The sequence below is a fragment of the Mycobacterium sp. Aquia_216 genome (genome assembly GCF_026723865.1).
Classification (GTDB): domain Bacteria; phylum Actinomycetota; class Actinomycetes; order Mycobacteriales; family Mycobacteriaceae; genus Mycobacterium.
Map to the genome: position 1 here is coordinate 4,510,905 of NZ_CP113529.1, position 20,262 is coordinate 4,531,166.

At 65.1% G+C, this 20,262-nt stretch carries 6 protein-coding genes; 5 read left to right on the forward strand and 1 reads right to left on the reverse strand.

Annotated features, from left to right (window positions below):
• Window positions 1-42: 42 nt before the first annotated feature.
• Window positions 43-11,112, reverse strand: a complete 11,070-nt coding sequence (locus tag OK015_RS21100) for a type I polyketide synthase (RefSeq protein WP_268125900.1) — start codon at window positions 11,110-11,112, stop codon at window positions 43-45.
• Window positions 11,113-11,413: 301 nt separating this feature from the next.
• Here OK015_RS21100 and OK015_RS21105 point away from each other — a divergent pair, with 301 nt between their 5' ends.
• The 5 genes from OK015_RS21105 (at window position 11,414) to OK015_RS21125 (ending at window position 20,108) form a co-directional block, all read left to right on the forward strand.
• Window positions 11,414-12,835, forward strand: a complete 1,422-nt coding sequence (locus OK015_RS21105) for a condensation domain-containing protein (RefSeq protein WP_268132962.1) — start codon at window positions 11,414-11,416, stop codon at window positions 12,833-12,835.
• A 142-nt stretch (window positions 12,836-12,977) separates the two neighbouring features.
• Window positions 12,978-15,977: an MMPL/RND family transporter gene (locus tag OK015_RS21110; protein WP_268125901.1), complete on the forward strand. Its 3,000-nt coding sequence runs from the start codon at window positions 12,978-12,980 to the stop codon at window positions 15,975-15,977.
• A gap of 57 nt (window positions 15,978-16,034) precedes the next feature.
• Window positions 16,035-17,153: an acyltransferase PE gene (pe, locus tag OK015_RS21115; RefSeq protein ID WP_268125902.1), complete on the forward strand. Its 1,119-nt coding sequence runs from the start codon at window positions 16,035-16,037 to the stop codon at window positions 17,151-17,153.
• A 56-nt stretch (window positions 17,154-17,209) separates the two neighbouring features.
• Window positions 17,210-18,949: an AMP-binding protein gene (locus tag OK015_RS21120; protein ID WP_268125903.1), complete on the forward strand. Its 1,740-nt coding sequence runs from the start codon at window positions 17,210-17,212 to the stop codon at window positions 18,947-18,949.
• Window positions 18,950-19,049: 100 nt separating this feature from the next.
• Window positions 19,050-20,108, forward strand: coding sequence for an NAD(P)H-dependent amine dehydrogenase family protein (locus OK015_RS21125; protein WP_268125904.1), 1,059 nt, complete (start codon window positions 19,050-19,052; stop codon window positions 20,106-20,108).
• The last annotated feature ends 154 nt before the right edge of the window (window positions 20,109-20,262 follow it).

Consider the following 20,262-nt stretch of genomic DNA (forward strand, 5'->3'; position numbering starts at 1 on the left):
ACGCCCTCGGCACACACTCGACGTCGACGACCCCCATGCGCCCTACGCGTTCGTAGCAGGCTCCGGCGCCGCAACCGATTCCGTCGCCTCCTGCGGCGAATCTTCCGTGGCCTCCTGCGGCGAGTCTTCCGTCTCCTCCTGCGGCGAATCCGACTCGGACAGCTGGCCCACCAGATACTCCGCGAGGCCCCCGATGGTCGGATAGTCGAACACCGCGGTCGCGTTGATCGTGAACTTTCCGCCGAACTGGCTGTGCAACCGGTTGCGGAGTTCGATCGCCATCAACGAGTCCGTACCCAGGTCGAGGAACCGGCTGGTTGCGGCGGGCGGTTGCGCCAGTCGCAGGAAGTTCTGCACCTCGCGCTGGAGGAACTCGGTCACGAACCCGGCGCGCTGCGGCACCGGTATCTCCATCAGCTGCTTGAGCAACTCACTGTCGCCGGTCACCTCGCCGACGGCACTGGGCAACACGAGGTCGAGAAGCGGTGGGCGTGAACTGCCCAGCACTTTCGCGGCTCGCTGCCAGTTGGCCTTGAGGACGGCGGCCTGACCGGTTCCGTTGGCGACGACCTCGGCGAGGGCGCTCAGGGCAGCCGAGGGATCCAGCGGAATCAGGCCCTGCGCACTGATATTGGCGCTCGCGGCCTCCGACGAGGCCATACCGCCCTGGGCCCAGGGACCGAAGTTGGCACCCGTGGCCGGCAGGCCTCGCGCTCTTCGCTGTGCGACCAAGCCGTCGAGCATCGCATTGGCCGTCGCGTAGTTGGCCTGTCCGGGTGGACCGAACAAGCTGGAGACCGAAGAGGACACGATGAAGAAGTCCAGCTCGTCCCCCTTCGTCAACCTGTCCAAATGGCAGGCACCGAACGCCTTGGGCACCAACGTCGTTCGGAATCGCTCCAGGTCCTGCTGGGACAGCAGCGCATCGTCGAGCACGCCGGCCAGATGCACCACTCCGGCCAGGGGTGCCAATTCGGCGCGAACGCGCTCCAGCAGCGTCGCGACCTCCGACTCGTTGCCGACATCGGCCGCGTAGGTGTGGACGCGGCACCTGTAGCGCTCGGCGATCTCCTCGATCACCCGCTGCGCATCCGCATCGGGCGCGCGGCGGCTGGTCAGCACGATGTCACCGGCACCGAGTTGGGCCAGATACGACGCCGTATGCAGGCCGATCGCACCGAGCCCGCCGGTGATCAGATAGCTCCGATCTGGCCGCGGCTGCAACGGGTTCGGAATCTGGCACACGATCTTTCCGATGTGCCGGGCCTGCTGCATCCGGCGGAACGCGGCCCTCGCCTCGGTCAGCGGATAGATCTCGGCGGGCAGTGGCGTCCACTCGCCCTTCGCCAAGCCCTCCGACACCTCGGTCAGCAAGCCACGAATACGCTCGGGCTCTTGGAAGGTCACCGTGTCCAGCGCCACGATTTCGTAGTCGATATCGGGTCGGACCTCCGCCATCTGCTCCGGCGTCCAGATATCGCGCTTGGCGATCTCGGCGAACCGGCCGTTCTGGGCGGTGGCTCGCACGGTCGCTTCGAGGAACCCCTCGTTCGTCAGGCTGTTGAGCACCACGTCGACGCCGGCACCGTCGGTGTCAGCCAGGATCTGGTCGGCGAATTCCGTAGTGCGCGAGTCGTAGACGTACTTCACCCCCATCTTGCGCAGCGTCGCGCGTTTGAAGGTGCTGGCCGTCGCGAAGACGACAGCGCCCTGCTGCTGGGCCATCTGGATCGCGGCCAACCCGACGCCACCGCTGGCGGCGTGAATGAGGACCCGCTCCCCCGGCCGCACCTGCGCCCAGTCGAACGCGAGTCGGACCGTCAACGCCGCAGCGGGAATGGTCGCGGCGTCTACCGCGCTCACCCCATCGGGAATGGGCGCAAGCAACTGCTCCGGCACGTTGAAACGGCTGGAGAATGCACCCTGCATGAAGCCGTAGACACGCTGGCCCACCGCGAGTCCGGTGACGCCAGTGCCCAATTGCGTGACGGTACCGGCGAAATCCCCGCCGATCGGTCCGGGGTCACCCGGGTACAGGCCGAGCACGTTCAGCACATCCCGGAAGTTGAGACCCGCGGCCTCCACCCGAACCTGCACGTAGCCCTCGTCCGGTGGCGGTACTTCCTTTTCGGTCAGCCGCAGGTTGTCGATCGCACCGCGTTCGGTGGGCGCCAGGACGAAGTCGGCCCCGCGCGGTACCGTGAGATGACCGCTGCGCGCCCACGGCAACAACCGGGATGCCAGCAGCTTTCCTTGTCGCAGCGCTAATTCCGGTTCATCGACAGGTGTGGTCAAGAGGTTGGCAAGTGCTTGCACGGCCTGCTCTGATCCGTCGCTGTCGACCAGCTTGCAGCGCAGCGCCGGTTCCTCGTTGATCGTGGTGCGCCCGAATCCCCACAGCGCCGCCTGCACCGGATCGACCGGCTCGCCGGATTCGGTGGCCACGGCCCGCTCGGTGACGATCCACAGTCCGCCAGGCAGTTTCACCTCGCCGCCTTGTACGGTGTGCACAGCGCTGAGCAGGTCGGCGATCTCGGTCTCGAGGCGTGCGGCGACATCGGCGCTCGACTCGTCGCCGGTCGGTGCGGTGGCGCGCCAGACGACACCGGAGAACGGCAGACCCCGCTGGTGAGCCTGAGTCAAGAGCTGTCCCAACGACTCCGGATCGGCCATCCGGTCGAACGGGATGCAGCCCGGCACGTTGGCCGCCAGTTCGTTGAAGCCGGCGATCAGCCAGGTGCCATTCGCGCCCGCGGTGTCGTCGTCCGTGGCCGGCGGCGGCACCTCGTGCCAACCAAGGGTGTAGAGCAGCCGGGTGGCGTCACCGCCGAGGCCCCGCAACAATGCCTCGCGGGGTGCACGTTTGACCGTGAACTCGCGGATTCCACCCAGGTGACGGCCATCCCGATCGACGAAATCGAGGTCGAAGACCTGCGTTTCGCTGTCCAGGCCGCTGGTGTGCCACTTCGCGCGGCAGTAGAACCGTCGGGGCATCTTCTCCCGAAGCATCACCTGTCCGTACCGCAGCGGCAGGAACAGATCGTTCACGCCCTGTTCGGCGGCGAGAAGTGCCGGGAACGCTGGGAAAGCGACTCCGGTGCACAGGTCCATCAGCACCGGGTGCATCGGCTCGGTTCCGAGTTGTTCGGCGAGTTCCTCACCGACGATAATGTCGCCGATCGCCTCACCCTCGCCGAGCCACAACGACTTCAGCGACCCGGACCAGGTCGGCCCCCACGCCAGCTCCAAGTCGGCGAAGGTCTCGAACAACTCCTGCGGACGCATGCGGCTCAGTCGCTCGATCGCCTCGTCGACCGGCCCGGCCTCCTCGGTCAGCGGCCCGTCATCGACGCCGGTGACCACCCTGCCTTCGGCGTTCAACGACCATTCGGCGCCGCGGTCACCGTACGGGCGACTGTGCACCTGGAACTTCGACTCACCGCCGTCCTCCAGGGAATGCAATGTCAGTTGCACCTCTCGAGAACTCTTCTCGGGCAAGATGATCGGCTCGTAGAAGAAAACGTCGCGCACCCGCGCCGGGGTACCGACCGCGGCCAACGCCATCGCCGCGTAGGTCGCCCCGGGCACGACAACGGTGCCGTAGATGACGTGGTCGGAAAGCCACGGCTGCGATTTGACGGACAGCCGGCTGGTGTAGACGACGTCGCCCGAAGCGAGGTCCTTGGCACTACCCAGGATTCCGGATACGGCGGGACCGTCGACGGTGATTCCGGACGTCTTGGGCCAGAAGCGGCGGCGCTGGAACGGATAGGTCGGCATTTCGAGTCGGCGACCGGGCCGGCGTTGCAGCGCAGCGAAATCGGGATCATGGCCGCCGACGTAGGCCGCGGCCAACGCATCGGCGATCTGGCGCCGGTCGCTGACACCCTTGCGCAGCGAGACGATCGCCCGCGGTGCGGCCAGGTGCTCGGGCCAGACCTGCACCGCAGCCCCGGTCAACACCGGTTGCGGACCGAGCTCCATCACTACCGAGCAGCCCAGCGCCGCCACGGTGCGCACACTTTCGGCGAACTGCACCGGCTGGCGGGAATGCCGCCGCCAGTACCCCGCGTCGAGCGGGGTCTGCGCCGTCAACACGGTACCGGTGCGATTGCAGACCAGCGGCAACGTCGGGGCAGCGAACTCCAACTGTGCTGCGTACGACTCGAATTCATCGAGTACCGGGTCCAGTAATTCCGAGTGGAAAGCGTGGCTGGTCTCCAGCCAGGTGCAGCGGATCCCGTCGTCGGCGAACCTGGCGACTACCTGTTCCAGGTCCTCACCCGGGCCCGAGAGCACGGTATTGGGTCCGTTGTAGGCGCCGACCGACACTCGCGGGAATTCGCCGGCGATCTCTTCGACATGTTTGGCATCGGTGAACACCGCGACCATTCGGCCACCTTCGGGCAGGCTGCCGAACATCCGGCCGCGCTGGGCCATCAGCCGTGCGCCGTCCTCGAGGCTGAAGACACCGGCCACACATGCCGCCGCGTACTGGCCCACACTGTGCCCCAGCACCACGTCGGGCTCGATGCCCCACGACTGCCATAAGCGGGCCAGGCCCATCTCGATGGCGAATAGCGCTGGCTGGGCAAACGATGTGTGCCGCAGCGTTTCTCCGGATTCGCGATCGGTGGCGAACAGCACCTCCAGCAACGGCCGCGGCAGCATGTCGCGGACCGCGTCCGCGCAGCGTGTGACGGTCTCGGCGAAAACCGGCTCAGTGTCGAACAATTCGCGCGCCATCCCCGGATGCTGGCTACCCTGTCCGGTGAACAGCCACGCCGTCGTCGGGTGGTGCCTATGCTCGCCACGTACGACACCGGGTCGCAGGCGGTTCGCGGCCAGTTCGGCCAGTCCCTGACGCGCTCCCTCGACCGAATCCACGACCAGCGCGGCGCGATATTCGAAATGTGAACGACCGGCCCCAGCGGTGCGGCATACGTCGGCAAGGTCGACGTCCGGGCGCGCTTCCAACCAGTCCTCGTACCGCTGCGCCAATGCCATCAGTGCTTCCGGTGACCGCGCGGACAACGCCAGCACATTGACCGGCTGCTCGGGAGTGTCCTGCTCCGTGGTCACCGCGACATCACTGTCCGAGCCTGCGTCATCGGTGGGCACCGGTTGCGGCGGCGCCTCCTCGATCAGCACGTGTGCGTTGGTGCCGGTGAATCCGAAGGAACTCACGCCCGCGCGACGCGGCCTGCCGTTGGTCTGCCACGGAGTCGCTTTGTCCACGACCCGCACCGGCAGCGAGTCCCACGGGATGTGTGGCGACGGCTTCTCGAAGTGCAAGCTCTCCGGTAGCAATTCGTGCTGCAGTGACAACACGACTTTGATCAGACCCGCTGCCCCGGAAGCCGACTCGAGGTGGCCGATATTGGTCTTCACCGATCCCATCAGCAGCGGCCGGTCCGCGTCACGCGAGCCGCCGTAGGCGGCGGCGGCCGCCTGCACCTCGATCGGATCCCCCAGCGGTGTACCCGTTCCGTGGGCTTCGAGGTAGTCGACGTCGCCGCCTGCCCAACCCGCGCGAGCCAGCGCTGTCCCGATAAGCCGTTGCTGTGCACCACCATTGGGCACTGTCAGACCGCTGGAAGCACCGTCTTGGTTCACCGAGCTGGCGGGAATTACCGCGCAAACACGATCGCCGTCACGCACGGCGTCGCTCAGCCTCTTGAGCACGAGAATGCCGGCGCCTTCACTGCGCACGTAGCCGTCAGCGGAGGCGTCGAAGGTCTTGCATTGCCCGACGGGCGAAAGCATCCTGGCGCGTGAGGCGGCGACGACTGTCACCGGGCTCAGCAAGACGTTCACACCGCCGGCCAACGCCAGGTCGCAATCGCCGGAGTGCAGTGCCTGGCAGGCCTGATGGACGGCCACCAATGCCGAGCTGCATGCGGTGTCCACCGCGACCGCCGGCCCTTCGAGTCCCAGCGCGAAGGCAACCCGACCGGAAATCGCATTGAGCGCATTGCCGGTGATGAAGTGGGGTTCGATTTTGTCTATCGATTCCGACGACAGCAAGTGCGCGTACTCGTTGGCGGCCACCCCGACGAAGATTCCGGTTGCGCTGCCGCGCAGTGCCACCGGCGAGTACCCAGCGCGTTCCAAACCCTCCCATGCCATTTCGAGCATCAGTCGTTGCTGCGGCTCGATCCAGACGGCCTCCCGCGGGGAAATGCCAAAGAATTCGGGATCGAATCCGTCGATCTCATCCAGGAATCCGCCGAAGCGGGTGTAAGTCTTGCCGGCGGTCTCTGGATCCGGGTCGTAGAACTCGTCGATGTCGAATCGGTCCTCCGGGACTTCCCGGATCGCATTGACACCGCCGGCCAGCACCTCCCAGAAAGCTTCCGGGTCGGGTGCGCCGGGGAAGCGGCACGACACCGCGACGATCGCGATCGTTTCGTCGGTCCGCGTCGTCACCACTGGGCGAGGCCCCGATTTGGCGGATGTCTGCTCGCTGAGCCCAAGGACCTCGCCGAGCAGATAGTCGGCCACGTCGGACAGCCGGGGGTGATCCATCGCCAGGGTGGCCGGTATCTGCTTGCCCACTCCTTGTTCGATGCGCTGCCGCAATTCGACGGCCATCAGCGAATCCATGCCGAGGTCGAAAAACCCAGCGTCCTCCCGGATCTCGTCGGCATCGACGCGCGTGACCTCTGCGACCGCGTCGCGCAGGTAGTCCGTCAGAAGTCTCTTGCGCTGCTGCACCGGAGCACCGGAGAGCCGCTCGACCAGATGGGTCTTCCCGGACGGCGCCACCGCCGGCACCGCGTCGGGCACCTCACGCTCCAGCTCCGACAGGAAGGCCCGCCTGCCGGCTTGCTGGTAGAGCGGCAGGAAGCGGGCCCAGTCGATTCGGGCCACGACACCCTGCGCCGAAGTAGCCGACGAAGCCTTGACAGCCGCCACCACATCGGCCAGGCCGGCCAGCGCATCGGCGGGCGACATCGTCTGGACGCCGCGCTGGTCCAGTCGCGCACGGGACTCGGCGTCGGCCATGCCCGCCGACCAGGGGCCGAAATTGACACTGATCCCGCAGATGCCCCGCTCACGCAGGCGCCAGGCCAGCCCGTCGAGGAAGGCATTCGCCGCGCTGTAGGCGGTCTGACCGAATCCGCCCCAAACCGAGGCGATCGAGGAGGTGCTGAGAAAGAAGTCCAGCTGCAGGTCAGCCGCTGCTTCACTCAAATGCCAAGCACCCCAGACCTTCCCAGCGAACACGCGGTCCACTTCGGTGTCGTCCAGGTTGCTCAGGGCCGTGGTACCGATTTCACCCGCCGCATGGACGATGCCGGCCAACGGCGGTAGCTCGGCCCGGATGGCGCCCAACAGGCGAGCGACGTCGTGGGCATCGGCGACATCGGCACTCAGCACCCGGAATTCGCAGCCGTGTTGTTCGCCAAGTGCATCGATACGTCGTTGGGCAGCCTCGCTGGGCGCGCGCCGGCTGGTCAACACCAAATGCTTGGCGCCGTGCGCGGCCAGGTAGCCGGCGATTTCCAGTCCGATCGATCCCAGCCCGCCAGTCACCAGATACGTTGCTTCAGCGTGCAATTCCAGCGGTGCACCGCTCGGCTGCCCGGACCGCCGAACCAGCCGGGGAACGTAGACAGCTTGATCACGCAGCGCCACTTGGTCTTCCACGGCAGCCGAGGCGCGCGGCGTGGTGATCCGATCGATCAACCGAGACCACTCGTCGGCCGTGCCCTCCGCCAGATCCGCCAGTCCGCCCCACACGTACGGAAGCTCCAGCGACGCCGCGCGACCGAATCCCCACAGGCAACTCTGGTCCGGCGCCACGGTGTCCGCATCGGTAACGCGTTGTGCACCACGGGTCACCATCCAGATGGGGCTCCGCAGCTCAGCGGCGATGGCAGCACGGAAGAGCCGCCGCGTTCCACCGAGGATTCGGTGTTGCATCCGCAACAGGGAGCGCATCGATGGTTCGGCCTCGGAGTCGAGGCCCGCGACGTGCAGGATGCGTAGTGTCGAATCATCGGCCGCCGCAGCGCTCAACGCGACCGCGAGCTGTTCGGTGTCCGCGTCGGACACCGGCAACCCGACGACCTGGTGCCGGTGGCCACGTGCCGTCAGCACGTCGACCACGGGCTGGATCGCAGCCGAGTCATCGCCGACCAGAATCCAGGCGGATCCCTCGCCGGATTCGGCTTCGGACAGTGGCGCAGTGGATGTCTCCCAGTGGATCTCGTATCGGTCGTCCACGATCGACTGGGTTGTCCGTTGTTGGTTGTGTTGTGCCGCAAGCTTGGTCAGCACACGCAGGGTGTGATGATCTTCGCTTGAACCGTCCAGCAGAGCCGCAAGTTCCTCGATGCGGCCGTCCTCGAGAAGGCGGACTGCCTGAGTCCGCGCGGAGGGCTGCTGTTGTTGGCTGACGGAATCCTGATTGTCCCGAAACCAGTACTGGCGGCGCTCGAACGGATAGGTGGGCAGGTCGAGCTTTCGCGCGTCCGCGTGCCGGAAAGCGGTGAACTCGGGCAGGTGACCCAGGACATACGCGTCGGCGACGGCTTCGATGATCTGCCGGTGGTCGGCGGTGTTTCGGCGCAGAGACGTGATCACCCGCGGTGCGGTGGCCGGGTCGGGCCATGCGCCAAGGGCCGCCGCCGTGAGCACCGGCCGTGGGCCTATCTCGACCAGCAGTTTGCAATTCAGATCGGCAAGGGTGCGCACGCTCTTGGCGAACTCAACCGGTTGGCGTGCGTGACGGCGCCAATAGGCGCCATCGAGCTTCACGCTCCGCCCCAGCGCGGCGCCGGTGCGATTGTCAATCAGAATCCGTTGCGGCGCACCAAAATTGAACCGTCCTGCATAAGACTCGAACTCATCGAGGATCGGGTCCAGCAATGCCGAGTGGAACGCGTGGCTGGTGTCCAGCCAATCACACCGGACGCCGTCGGCCGCCACCAAGGCCACCGCCTTTTCCAGATCTCCTGCCGGTCCGGACAATACGGTGTTGACACCGTTGTAGGCGGCGACCGACAGACTCGGAAATTCGTCGGTCAGACTCTCGACACGCTCGGCGGCGGCGAACACCGCGACCATCCGGCCACCCGCAGGCAGGCTGCCGAAGAGGCGACCGCGTTCGGCCATCAGCAGCGCGCCGTCCTCGAGACTGAACACGCCCGCCACGCAGGCCGCCGAATACTGGCCGACGCTGTGGCCCAGCACAACGTCCGGCTCGAAACCCCACGACTGCCAGAGGCGGGCCAAGCCCATCTCCACCGCGAACAGGGCGGGCTGTGCGTAAGAGGTCTGTCGCAGCGTTTCTTCGCTCTGCGGGCTGTCCAGATCGAAAATCAGATCAATCAACGGTTTTTCGAGAACGCCCGCGATCGCTGCGGCGCAACGCTTCACCGTCTCGGCGAACACCGGCTCGGTGTCGAACAACTCCCGGGCCATGCCCGGGTACTGGCTGCCCTGGCCGGTGAACAGCCACGCCGTCTTCGGAGTGTCGTGGGATTCTCCGCGAACCAGACCGGGCGCCGGGCGGTCATCGGCAAGCGCGCCGAGGAGCTCGATTGCGGATTCTCTCGAGTCGACCACCAACGCGGCCCGTTGCTGCAGGTGTGCTCGCCCCGCCCCGGCCGTGAAGCAAACGTCGGCCAAGGTGGCCTCCGGGTGCGCGCTCAGCCAGCTGCGGTACTGGTCGGCGAGATCCACCAGCGCGCCGGGAGTCCGGGCCGAGAGCGGAAGAATACTGAACCGCCGGTCCCTGGGCCGCCCGAGCGCAACCGGTGCCGCGGAGGGCCGCGCCGCTTGCTCGGGCGCTTCGGAGAGGATGACGTGAGCGTTTGTCCCGGCAAACCCGAATGAGCTGATTCCCGCGATGCGGGGATGCCCGTTGCGTTCCCAGGCGGTGGCCTCCTCGACCACCCGCACCGCCAGTCGATCCCAGGGAATGTGGGGCGACGGGTTCTCGAAGTGGAGGTGCTGCGGCAGCAACTCGTTCTCCAGCGACAGGATGACTTTGATCACACCCGCGATTCCGGCGGCCGCTTCCAGGTGTCCGATGTTCGTCTTCACCGAGCCCATCAACAGCGGCTGACTGGCTTCGCGTCCGGCGCCGAGCACCTCACCAGCAGCCTGGGCCTCGATGGGATCGCCCAGCGATGTCCCGGTGCCGTGTGCTTCCAGGTATCCGACGTCGCGGGGTTCGAGATCGGCACGCCTCAGCGCGTCGGCGATGACTCGTTGCTGGGCAACGCCGTTCGGCACGGTCAGTCCACCCGACGCGCCGTCCTGGTTGATCGCGCTGCCGCGGATCACGGCCCGGATCCGATCGCCGTCGCGGATCGCGTCCTCAAGCCGCTTGATGACGATGACGCCGCATCCCTCGCCGCGCACGTAGCCGTCGGCGGCCGCGTCGAATGTCTTGCACCGGCCGTCGGGCGCGAGCATGTGTGCGCTGGAGAACGTGATCATGGTCGCCGGGGTGAGCAGGACGTTCGCGCCACCGGCCAGCGCGAGGTCACATTCGCCCAAGCGCAGCGCTTGGCACGCCTGATGGATCGCCACCAGCGACGAGCTGCAGGCCGTGTCGACGGCGACCGACGGACCCTGCAGCCCCAACCGATAGCTGATCCGGCCCGCTGCCGCGGCATTCGACGTCCCGATTGCCATATAGGCTTCGATCTCGGGGTAAGTCAGCTCGTCGGATGCCATTCCCAGGTAGTCGTGGGTGGCCAAACCGACGAAGACACCAGTGTTGGTGTTAGCCAGAGCCGTTGGCGCGGTGCCCGAGTGCTCCACCGCCCGCCATGCCGTCTCCAGTAGTAGCCGATGCTGCGGGTCCATCAACCTGACCTCGCGCGTGGACATACCGAAAAACGGCGCGTCGAATCCCGTCACATCGTCGACGAACCCGGCGCGACGGGTCACGACCTTGCCGGGCGCACCGGGTTCCGGGTCGAAGAATTCGTCGACGTCCCATCGGTCCTGCGGCACCTCGGATATCGCATCCCGGCCTTGCCGCAACACATCCCAGAACTCATCCGCGTCCGCAGCGCCCGGAAAGCGTGCCGCGTAGCCGACGATCGCAAAACTCGATGCCGGCTCCCTGAGATCTTCGACAGATGCCATGCCCTTGTCCTCCCTTGGCCGGTCAAGATTCGATCCCCACGGGAAGCCGGTTGCGCTCGGAGAATCATTTCCGAAGGCCAGCACTGCAATTGCAGCACCCGCGTCGCGCAACGACAGCCCGTGCGGCTGCCGCCCTCCGTCCCCCGCCCAGCCGTTTGATCACCACAACGGCCCATCGGATCCGTCAGTGAGTGTAGGCGGTAGGACGCGCATCTCTGCGGAGGCGACCGCCGGGCGGGTTATCTTGGTGTCGCCACCAGCGCCGCTGACGGGAGCGGTAGAAAACCAGGGGGACGTAGTTTTGCGCATCGGGAAGATTACGGTCGGCTCGCTTGACGAGTGGACGTTGACGCCAGGTTCGGTCACGTCGTGGCACCCGACAACCGCTGCCAGCGAGAAGGTTCGGCAGGCGCCGGTCAGTTCGGTGCCGGTCAGCTACATGCAGGGCCAACATCTCCGTAACTACTGTGAACGTACGGCCGCTGGCCTGAACTTTTCCCGGCAGATCATCGCCACCTGTGAGTTGCCTGGGAATTGCGACATCGCTGCCATGGATCATGCCGTCAACGCGTACCTGCGTCGACATGACACGTTCCGCAGTTGGTTCGAGCACACCGGTGGGGGGCAGTTCGTCAGGCATACCCTCAGCGATCCCGCCGATATTGAATTCATTCCGATCGATCACGGCCGGATGACCGTTGACGAAATACACGCTCATGTGGTGGCCATACCGAACCCGCTGGAGTGGGGTTGCTTCACCTTCGGGATCGTCCAAAGTGAGAGCCACTTCACATTCTTCGCCGCCATGGATCATGTACACGGGGACGCGACGCTGATCGGCACCACGATGATGGAAGCCAACGGTATGTACACCGCGTTGAGCGGAAGCGGCGAGGCGCTGGTCCTTCCCGATGCCGGCAGCTTCGACGACTTCTGCACCCGCGAACGCGAGTACACGTCAACACTCACCGTGGATTCGCCCGAGGTGCGCGCGTGGATTGACTTCGCCGAGAACAACAATGGCAGTTTCCCCGAGTTCCCATTGCCCCTGGGCAACCCGTTGGAGTCGAGCAGCAGTGACATGACCTCCGAACTTCTGATGGATGCGGCGCAGACAGAGCGATTCGAATCTGCCTGCACGACGGCCGGCGCGCGCTTCGTCGGCGGGTTGTTCGCCTGCCTGGCCCTGGTAGAGCACGAATTCACGGGCGCTCTCACGTATTACGGGCTTACCCCCAGAGATTCCCGCACAGCCGCGGACAATTTCATGACGCAGGGCTGGTTCACCGGCTTGATTCCGATCACCGTGCCCATAGCAGCGGCCTCTTTCGGCGACGCCGCATGGGCCGCGCAGGCTTCTTTCGACTCAGGTCTGGACATGGCGAAGGTGCCCTACTACCGCGTATTGGAATTAGCGCCGTGGTTGAGCTGGCCACGGCCAAACTTTCCGGTGTCGAACTTCCTGCACGGCGGCGCTGCTCCGCTCAACGCCATTCTGGCCGCGGCCGACCTGGGTCTGGCGAACAACATCGGAATCTATCCGGACGGCCGTTATTCGTACCAGCTCACCATCTATGTATTTCGCTACGGGGAGGGCACGGTAATGGCGATCATGCATCCCGACAACCCGATCGCCCAGAAATCAGTTGTCCGGTACATGGCGGCCGTGAAGTCCGTGTGCGGGCGCGTTGCTGGCACCGGACACTGGGGACGCGTCGCGTAGCGTGGACGCATTCGATGGCTAGGGCTCGTCTGAGACGCGCAGTTTTCGGTCGGGCACGCGACGAAATTGCGCGGTTTGACGAAGCGTCGACGAGCGTCGGCGACGGGCGCGCACGACTGCGCCGATCGGGGGCGAGGGCAACATGCGACGGCTAGCCGATTTCGTGGTGCGATGGCCCTGGGCGGTAATCGGGTTCTGGGTCGCGGTTGCGGTCGCGCTACCACTGACGTTGCCATCCCTGGGCGAGATGGCCCAGAAGCATCCGCTCGCCATCTTGCCCAGCGATGCACCCTCGAACGCCACCGCCCGGAAGATGACCGAGGCATTTCACGAATCGGGCTCGGAAGACCTGCTATTGGTGGTCCTGACCGACGACAAGGGGCTTAACCCCGCCGACGAAGCCGCCTATCGCAAACTGGTGGACGCGCTGCGCCAAGACCCGCGAGATGTCTTGATGGTGCAGGATTTCCTCAGCACGCCACCGCTGCGCTCGGTCGTGACCAGCAAAGACCACAAAGCGTGGGTACTGCCGGTCGGCGTTGCCGGCGAGTTGGGCACCCCACGGTCGTACGCCGCCTTCAACAGGATCGGCGACATCGTCAAACACGCCGTCTCCGGAACGGCCCTGACGGCAAACCTCACCGGCCCCGCGGCAACCGTCGCCGACCTCACGGTCGCGGGCGATCACGATCGAGTTCCGATCGAGCTGGCGATCGCCGTTCTGGTGCTCATCGTCCTGCTGGTGATCTACCGCAGTGCGATCACGATGCTGCTGCCGTTGCTGACGATCGGGATATCCCTGGTGATCGCGCAGGCAGTGGTGGCGGGCTATTCCCAACTGACCGGCGCGGGCGTCTCAAACCAGTCCATCGTATTTCTGAGCGCCATAATGGCCGGTGCCGGAACGGATTACGCGGTCTTTCTCATCAGCCGCTATCACGACTATTTGCGGTCAGGTGCGAATTCCGATCAGGCGGTCAAGGGCGCAATGATCTCTATCGGAAAAGTGGTGGCCGCATCCGCCGCCACCGTCGGTATCACTTTTCTCCTCATCAGTTTCGCCCGAATGGGAGTGTTCAAGACGGTCGGAGCATCCTCGGCGATCGGGGTCGGGGTGGCATTCCTCGCCGCGGTGACGTTGCTGCCGGCAATTCTCGCGCTGGCTGGGCCGCGCGGCTGGGTCAAGCCACGGCGCGAACTAACCGCTGCGTTCTGGCGACGTTCGGGCATCCGCATCGTGCGCCGGCCGAAGGTCAATCTGCTTGCCAGCGTGCTTGTTCTGATCATCCTGGCGAGCTGCGCCGGCTTGGTGCGCTACAACTACGACGATCGCAAGGCCCTGCGGCCGTCCGCTCCGAGCTCGATCGGGTATGCCGCGCTGGATCGGCATTTCCCGGTGAACCAGTCCATTCCGGAGTACATCCTCGTCCAATCACCGCATGACCTTCGTACGCCGAGAGCCCTTGCAGATTTGGAACAGATGGCAGACCGAGTCAGCCAACTGCCGAATATCGCTGCGGTCAGCGGCATTACGCGTCCCACCGGAAGTGTGCCGGAACAATTCAGGGCGACCTATCAGGCCGGCGCCATCGGCACCCTGCTGGCCGGCGGGTCCAACCTGATCAACGATCACACCAATGACCTCAACCGGCTGGTCGCCGGGACGGGGACGCTGGCCAACAGCCTCAGCGAAGTCCGCGGCCAGGTCAGCCAGCTCGCTGCCAGCTTGCAGGAACTGGAAAATGCCTTCTCCTCGGCGAAGAGCCAGTACAGCGGCGACGCGCTGGTCAAACAGGTCGACATCGCGGCCCAGCTCGTCGACCATGTCAACTCGCTCAGCAATGCCATGGGCTGGAACTTCTCAGCGGCCAAGAACATCTTCGCCTGGATAGGTCCGGTGCTGACCGCGCTGCAGGGCAACCCCATTTGCGATGCCGATCAATCGTGCAGTGCCACCCGCGGAGCATTTGAGCAGCTGGTTGGCTCGCGCGATCAAGCAGACCTCGACGCGATCAACGACTTGGCTCACCAACTGCAGGACTACCAGGACAAACGTGCCCTCAAAGCGTCGACGGACCGCGTGCGCGCCGCATTGGGCAGGCTCACCGCCGTGATGCACACCATGGGGATGGACAAACCCGGTGGCCTGCAGGCGAACTTGAACAGCCTGCAAGATGGCGCAAACAGATTCGCGGGTGGGAGCCGCCAAGTGGCCGACGCAGTTGCTCAACTCGTCGACCAAGTCAAACAGCTCGGTGCCGGGCTCGGTGAGTCAGCGGAGTTTCTGTTGTCGCTGAAACGTGATGCGGCGCAACCTGCAATGGCCGGGTTCAACATCCCCCCTCAGCTGCTGCATTTAGAGGAGTTCCAGAAGGCGGCCAAGGTATTCATTTCGCCGGACGGCCACTCCGCACGGTACTTGGTTCAAACCAAACTGAATCCGTTCAGCACCGAGGCCATGGATCAGGTCAGCGCGATCAGTGCGGCCGCCCGCGCGGCCCAACCGAATACCGCGTTGGCGGACGCCACGGTATCGATGGCTGGATACACGGTCGGGCTGAAGGACACGCGCGACTACTACCAACACGACATCCGGTTCATCATCGCGGTAACCCTCTTCGTCGTGTTTGTGACCTTGATCGCGCTGCTGCGTGCGATTGTCGCGCCGCTGTATCTGGTTTCTTCCGTGGTCATTTCGTATTTGTCGGCGTTGGGTATCGGCGTACTCGTGTTCCAATATCTGCTCGGCCAGCCATTACATTGGAGCGTGCCCCCGCTGGCATTCGTGGTGTTGGTCGCGGTGGGGGCCGACTACAACATGCTGCTCGTCTCGCGAATGCGTGAGGAGTCTGCGCGCAGCATGCGGTACGGCATCATTCGGACGCTGAGTTCGACGGGCGGTGTGATCACTGCGGCCGGTCTGATCTTCGCCGCCTCGATGTGCGGTCTGTTGTTTTCCAGCATCAGCACCGTGGTTCAGGGCGGTGTCGTGATCGGTGTGGGAATCTTGCTGGATACCTTCTTGGTACGCACCATCACGGTTCCCGCCATCGCTGCACTGGTCGGACGGGCCAACTGGTGGCCGTCCCAAATGGGTGTGCGGCGGTCGCCGGCCGGACGCGCCGAGCCGCAGCCCGGTTAGCACATACCCATGACGTGTGTGAGACTACGAGACGAGTTCAAGCGGTCAGGAGTAGGCATGAAGAAACTACTCGCAGGAGTTACGGCGCTGGTAACTGTGGGTGCCACAGCATGTTTCGGCGTCGGAGCCGCGACGGCCGACGACACGCCGATCGGCGGCCCGCCGACCCCCGGGGCGCCGGGCGACCAGACCGCCTACGCGCTCGGAGGCGCTCACGTCCTGGGGATCCCCTACGACCAGTACATCCGCATGGAGGGCGCCGACTGGTTCCCCGGCCAGCAGCGACAAATCGTCCGCTACCCGGCTGGCCAGGTTCAGGGCCACGTGCTGGAGCGGCTCTTCCCGGGCATCGGCCGCTTCGATGCATTTTTCCCGGGCCTGGGTCTGGATGGCCCCAGCGTCGGAGAGTCGGTCGACGAGGGCATCAACAACCTCGATGCGGCGATTCGCAGCACCGGTCGCCCCGGGACGGCGATCGGCTTGTCCGAGGGCGGGTTCGTGGTCGATGGTGAGCAGGCTCGGCTCGCGAATGACCCGACCGCTCCCCCGCCGGACAAACTGAACTTCGCCACATTCGGCGACCCGATTGGGCGTCACGCCTTCGGTCAGAGCTTCCTGTCCGCCATGTTCCCGGTCGGCAGCGTGGTCCCCGCACTCGACTACACCATGCCACCGCCCTATGAGAGTCAGTACGACACAAACAGATTCGTGGCCGCCTACGACTCGATCGCGGACTTCCCCGACCGGCCGGACAACATGTTCGCCCTGGCCAACACGCTCCTGGGACTCGCCACGGGTCACACCGCGGTGGCCTTCACAAACCCGAGCATGGTACCGCCGCAGAACATCAGGACGACCATCAACTCCAGGGGTGCTAAAGACACCACGATCATGGTCCCGGAACAGCACCTTCCTCTCGTCATGCCGCTGAAGTACGTCGGGATCGACGAGGACACGCTGAACAAGCTCGACGCGATCCTGATCCCCCGGGTGAACGCGGGTTACTCGCGAAACGACGACCCGTCGACCGCTCCCGTTCAGGTGGACCCGGTGCACGGCTTCGACCCAGCCGAAGTCACTGCACCGGCCAACCAGGCGACATTCGGCGGCGGCGCCGATCCTCTTTCCCAAATTCTCAGCGGAGCAACGTCCGTGCTGTCCCATGGCACGGGCTGACATCCGACTCCGAGCAAACGGATTCGACGAACTGGTACGGATTTAACTTGACGCCCATGTCTCAGCCACCTGTGCTCTCGATGCTGCACGGGCGCGCCAGCATGCGCCCCAACGACGTCGCGTTCACTTTCACCGATTACCAACAAGATTGGGCGGGCGTCGCCGAGAGTGTCACATGGTCGCAGCTATCGCGCCGCACACTCAGTGTGGCGCGCGAGCTCAGCCTGCACGCATCGGTCGGAGACAGGGCAGTAATCCTGGCTCCGCAGAGCCTCGATTACATTCTGGCTTTCCTGGGATCCATGCAGGCCGGGCTCATCGCCGTTCCACTCCCGTTGCCGCACCGGGGCTCGAGTCATGATCGGGTGGGCGCGGTCTTTGCCGATACGTCGCCCTCGATAGTTCTCACCACGTCCGCAGCCGCGGAAGATGTCGGCGACTATGTCGACCAATCGCGGCTGGACACTGCTCCCAAGATCGTCGAAATCGATTCGTTGAATCTGGACGCCGAGGGCGGACCGAGCGTTGAGGCGGCCGATCTGCCCAGCATCGCGTATCTGCAGTACAGCTCGGGTTCGACCCGCACGCCGACCGGGGTCATGCTTTCGCATCGCAACCTCCAGGTGAATTTCGAACAGTTGATGCGAAGCTTTTTCACCGACTCCCGGTTCGCGATCCCCTCGAATGCCACGCTGGTGTCCTGGCTGCCCTTCTACCACGATATGGGTTTGGTACTGGGTGTCTGCGCCCCGATCCTGGGCGGCTACCGCGCCGATCTGACCAGCCCGGTGGCTTTCTTGGAAAGCCCGGCGAGGTGGATGCGGTCTCTTGCCGCAAATCCGCACTCCTGGTCGTCGGCACCTAATTTCGCCTTTGATCTGGCCGCGCGCAAGACGAGTGATACTGACCTGGCCGGGCTCGACCTGGGTGGGGTGCTGGGCATCATCAGCGGTGCCGAACGTGTCGAACCGGTCACCCTGCGGCGCTTCGTTGATCGGTTCGCGCACTTCAACTTTCGCGACCATATGATGCGTCCGTCATACGGCTTGGCGGAGGCAACCGTCTTCGTGGCGACCGGCACCTGGAGTGAATCGTCGCCGGCGGCCCGCTTCGACACCGAAGAGCTGTCCGCAGGCCGCGTCAAGCGGTGCGCGCACGGGACCGGCACCGCACTGGTCAAATACGACGTGCCGCAATCGCCCACACTGCGGATCGTCGACAGTGAAACCCATCGCGAGTGCCCGACGGACTTGGTCGGTGAGATCTGGGTGCACGGCGAGAACGTCGCCGAGGGCTACTGGCGCAAACCGCCCGAGGAGCAGTTATGCTTTGGCGCAACGCTTTTGGACGCGTCGCCGGGTACGCCGGTCGGACCCTGGCTGAGGACCGGTGACCTCGGTTTCATCTCCGAGGGTGAGCTGTTCATCGTCGGTCGCATCAAGGATTTGCTGATCATCCGTGGGCGTAATCACTATCCCGAGGACATCGAGGCGACGGTCCAAGAGATCACCCGTGGTCGGGTCGCGGCGATATCGGTCCCGCTGAACAGCACCGAGAAGCTCGTCACCGTCATCGAGCTCAAGAAGCGAGGCGACTCGGCCGAGGAGGCGAGGCGCTGGCTGAGCGGAGTCAAGAGCGACGTCATCTCCGCGATTTCCAATGCGCACGGGGTGAACGTCGAGGACCTCGTTCTGGTACCGCCCGGGTCTATTCCCACCACCACGAGTGGCAAGATCCGGCGCTCTGCCTGTGTCGAGCTGTACAACCGGCACCAATTCGCCCGGCTGGACACCTAAGCCGGCCGGTCTGCGCGGGTCCGCCTGAAGTCGACGTCCGCGCACGGCGGGGAACCGCTATTCGCATAATGGGTCCATCCGCACCGGCAAAGGAGCCACGATGAGCACAGCCAGCACAGACCGTCCCCTACGGGTCATCCAGTGGACAACGGGGAACATCGGGCGGCGCTCGCTGCACGCCATCATCGGCAGGCCCGACATGGAACTGGTCGGGGTCTACGCGCACGGGGCGGACAAGGTCGGTGTCGATGCCGCCGAGCTTTCCGGCTGGCCGGAACCGACCGGGGTGCAAGCCACCAACGACATCGACGCGCTGATCGCGCTGGGCGCCGACGCGTGTTGCTATAACCCGTTGTGGCCCAACGTCGACGAACTGGTGCGACTGCTGGAATCAGGGGTCAACGTGTGCTCCAGCGCGGCCTGGATCACCGGCGGTAAGCAGACGCCGCAGGACCGGCAGCGCATCGAGGACGCCTGCCAAAAGGGCAATTCGACGATCTTCGGCAGCGGTGCGCACCCGGGCATGACGAACATGGTCGGCATGGTGTTGTCCGCCTCGTGTGAGCGCGTCGACGAAATCCGGATCACCGAGTCGGTGGACTGCTCGACCTACGAATCCGCGGAAACCCAGACGGCAATGGGATTCTCACAAGACCCCGACGCACCGGGCTTGGCCGAGAACGTGCGGCGGGAAAGCGAGGTCTTCGCGGAGTCGGCGGCGATGATGGCCGACGCGATCGGCGCCAAGCTGGACAAGATGACCTTCGACGTGACATTCACCGCGGCCACCGGCGACTCCGATCTGGGCTTCATGAAGATCCCCGCGGGCACGGTCGGCGGCGTGTACGGCTTCCACCGCGGCTGGGAAGGTGACCGCAACGTCGTCAGCGTCGGATTCAACTGGACGATGGGCAGCCACGTGGTCCCGCCCAAGCCGCTCGAGCACGGCCACGTCATTCAGGTCTTCGGATTGCCCAACATGCGGACCGTACTGCATTGCCTGCCGCCGAAGGATTGGACGGAGCCCGGGTTCATGGGCCTCGGCATGATTTATACCGCTCTACCGGTCACCAACGCGGTGCCCGGGGTGGTGGCCGCCAGGCCCGGGATCGTGACCCTTGCCGACTTGCCGCCGGTCACCGGCCGGGTGGCGCGCTGACCCTATGGCGCTGGCCACATGCAAGCCACCCCGGAGGAACGGTTCCGTCCTCTAGGTTAGAGTACTTAGCCAAGCAAAGGTTCCGCGACAATGAGGGTTGTCGACGCGGTGGTGAGCTTTCCAAGGCAGGATGGCAGGCCCCCGCAGCGGTAAG